General features: G+C 37.2%; 3 protein-coding genes. 1 reads left to right on the forward strand and 2 read right to left on the reverse strand.

The window, feature by feature from the left end:
• Both F6K40_RS17520 and F6K40_RS17525 read right to left on the reverse strand, forming a co-directional pair.
• Positions 1–1904, reverse strand: a 1904-nt coding sequence (locus tag F6K40_RS17520; protein WP_293138053.1) for a substrate-binding domain-containing protein, incomplete at its 3' end; no start/stop codon positions are given.
• 325 nt (positions 1905–2229) lie between these two features.
• Positions 2230–2625 carry a hypothetical protein gene (locus F6K40_RS17525; RefSeq protein ID WP_293138055.1) on the reverse strand — a complete coding sequence of 132 codons (396 nt, stop codon included), beginning with the start codon at positions 2623–2625 and terminating at the stop codon, positions 2230–2232.
• A 268-nt stretch (positions 2626–2893) separates the two neighbouring features.
• Between F6K40_RS17525 and F6K40_RS17530 the strand changes: the two genes are divergently transcribed.
• Positions 2894–3037: a chlorophyll a/b-binding protein gene (locus F6K40_RS17530; RefSeq protein WP_293099609.1), complete on the forward strand. Its 144-nt coding sequence runs from the start codon at positions 2894–2896 to the stop codon at positions 3035–3037.
• The last annotated feature ends 146 nt before the right edge of the window (positions 3038–3183 follow it).

Genomic DNA, 3183 nt, shown 5'->3' on the forward strand with positions numbered 1-3183 from the left:
GAACTGCTTTGTTCTGGTTCTACTTCTTTCGTTGGAATTTCTATATCTGTTTCTGGAGTTACTGCTGCTACTTCTGGCGCTTTGATTTTAATTTGGTTAGAACGAGCTAATTTCAACCACTCACCATTAGGCGTCACATAACCTATTTCCGCAGTATAGTCGCGCTCACTCTCCAGATTTTCTATAACCCTTTCTGTGCTTGATTCATCACAATCATACTCTTGTATACTTTGAGTTAGTTCTGAATCTGACTCAAGCTCTGTGACATCATAAACCCGCAGTTGATATCGCTCACCTCCATGGGATTTCGCTGCTTCCTTGTCAGATTCTGGTACTGACCAACTTGCTAATGCTGTTTGATTTTCCCCAACACTCAGACTTATTTGACTATTTTTGGCAGTGTTTGCCCACGCTGCTAATAATCCTCCTACTCCTGCTAACCCTGCTAATCCTGCTACTCCTGCTCCTATACCGGGAATACCAACACCCGCTTCATTACCATCCTGTGAGATTGTTTCTGGTGCGTCAGTTGCCCCACTAACTCCTGTTCCAGCAACAGCAGTTCCTCCTACAGAGGTAGAGTCTGAATCTGTAGTTGTTCCTGGAGCTACTCCAGTTGCACCTGTTCCTTCTGACTCATCTCCACCCCCTCTAAGCAGTCCCCATAATAATGCTCCTACTAGGGGAATACCTAACAACAGTAAAATCCACCAAGGAAATCCTTTTTTTTCTGTTTCATTGTTGGTATCACCAGTAGGTGCTTGCACTATTGATGTCTCCGTTTGAGCAGCAGGACTGGGTGCAGTTGCTACACCTCCAGCAGTTGCCGAATTAATTTGCTCCTGTTCGCTTAATCCTGTCTCCGTTTGAGAAGTCGGACTAGGTGAAGTTGCTACACCTCCAGCAGTTGCCGAATTAGTTTCCTCCTGTTCGCTTAATCCTGTCTCCGTTTGAGAAGTCGGACTAGGTGAAGTTGCTATCTCCGGGGGAATAGTTGCTAAATTACTTATCTCCTGTTGATCTACTGCAGCTACAACTTCTTGGCCACCTTGAGAAGTAGTTAAACCTAGAAATGCTAGAACTGCTCCTCGAGCAGTTTCTTTATTATAGACATAACTACGGGGTTGAGAATATGGGTAGCGGGGATCATTCGGCAGAGTTTTGTGCATCGGAATAATCCGAACATTTTCCTTGTTCAGAACTTGGTCTGCGATCGCATAACTAATTCCATCTTTACCTAGTTTTTTAACTACTGCTGTTGTATCATCCTCAGATACCTGAGTCGTGTTACCTCCAGTCTGAAATATACTTTTTTTGAATATGTCGTAGCTTTCCAGAGCTTGTCTAGTATCACTAAAATTTGGGCGATCGATAAAACGAATTGGTACTTTTGGGCCTCCTACTTCTGACCAATTTGTGATTTCTCCTCTAAATATTTTCGCAAATTGATCGAATGATAAATTTTCTTGAAATGGGTTATCAGGCCCAACTATAATCGCAATTTTGCCTCGACTAATCGGGACTTCAACTAATCCTTGGTTTTTTTCCTGAGCAGTTAATCGACGTCCCACAGCTACTAAATCTGTGTCTCCTTTTAGGAGCACTTCTAATATTCCACTTGTATCACCTTCTAACAATTGAACTTGAGCATCTGGATATTTTTCTCCGTAACGTTGTATTAGTGCTTGATTAGTAACTACCATACTACTAGAGGTGGACAATCTGATTTTTGTGCCACTTGGTAGTGATTCAGGTACTGGGTAGGTAGTATCTGAGTTGACGGATTGAGCTAGGATAGTATTGCTTAAAAAAGATAAATTGGTAGCTGCTAAAGGCTTGGGAGCAGCAGTCAAGGTTAGCAATACTACTAATATTTGAACTAATTTTTTGCTAGAGGAAGACATTTTTATCTGGTTTTTAAGTATTTAATAAGTTGACAAAATATGGTTAAATTAACTTTGATAAATTCGCCTTAAATTTGACTATCAATTTCCTATTAACCATTAGTTTTTTTAGTAATGAATTGACAATTTCAAAATTTGCTAAATCAAGGTTAAATTACCGAACAATAATTTCACTAATTCCACCCTCAATTTAGCTTTTTTAGATAAGATATTTCTTAACTGAAAAATACACTTTGCTGAAATATACTGTTGATTATGTATTCGCAAAAATCCAGTTAATTTTAGTTTTTTGGAAATAATTATATTGCCTAATATTTGCTCATTTTTACATTTTTACTATTGAAATTGTCACTTCTCCTTGATTATCCTCAATGTAACTATCAAAGAAAAATGCACAAATATTTGTTGTTTTTAGCACTTCTAAAGTTAATGTATCGTCATCACCATTTAAAGTTGACCAAGTAGCCTCAATTTCCAAGTTAGTTTTTTTATTAATGAATTTACCACCATAAATCCACAACATAACAATGGGTTCACCAATACTATTTGCATCGTTTCGGTATCCAAACGAACCACTGCGGATTCTAATTACATATATCCCTGGTTCTAATTTTGTCGAAACTGCTGTTTCTTCTTGAATCTTGCGCATAGTTTCAGCATCAAGGACATAACAGTTTTTTTTGCTGTCAATCTTCAGATCCGTAACTGTACAACCTTCCATATTTCTTTCTATATCCCTACTTAAATTTTTTAGTCTTCTCAACTAAGGCCATTCCTAATATTAATTTTCAAATCTACACAACTGTCCCAAAATTAATAGTAAGTAAGAGGGCTATCTTAGTTTAAGAATCTTTCTGTAGTTAGTTTACACCTGTTTAGTCCATCTACTTCCTGTTTGGCCTACTCAAAATATTAAATAATGTTGCCAACTTTGAAATTTTAAGTTAAGTTATATTACATAAGCTTGAAATCAAATAAGGATAATGATCATGGAAAATCAAGAGAAAAAATTAGGTTTTACTGACTTTGCAGAAACTTGGAATGGTCGTTTGGCAATGTTGGGTTTTGTTATCGGTATTGCAACAGAACTTTTAACAGGTCAAGGCATTCTTTCTCAACTTGGTTTGATGTAATTCCCACATTTTTTTGTTATTTACAATCAACTACTCAACTGCAACTATTGGAGGTTTATTACTATGGAAAATCAAGAGAAAAAATTAGGTTTTACTGACTTTGCAGAAACTTGGAATGGTCGTTTGGCAATGTTGGGTTTTGTTAT

Source organism: Okeania sp. SIO3I5 (assembly GCF_010672085.1).
Classification (GTDB): Bacteria; Cyanobacteriota; Cyanobacteriia; order Cyanobacteriales; family Microcoleaceae; genus Trichodesmium.

What these genes read in the sequence shown, in the direction of transcription:
- F6K40_RS17525 (WP_293138055.1), bottom strand. Translation starts at nt 2,625, where the DNA reads ATGGAAGGTTGTACAGTTACGGATCTGAAGATTGACAGCAAAAAAAAC.
- F6K40_RS17530 (WP_293099609.1), top strand. Translation starts at nt 2,894, where the DNA reads ATGGAAAATCAAGAGAAAAAATTAGGTTTTACTGACTTTGCAGAAACT.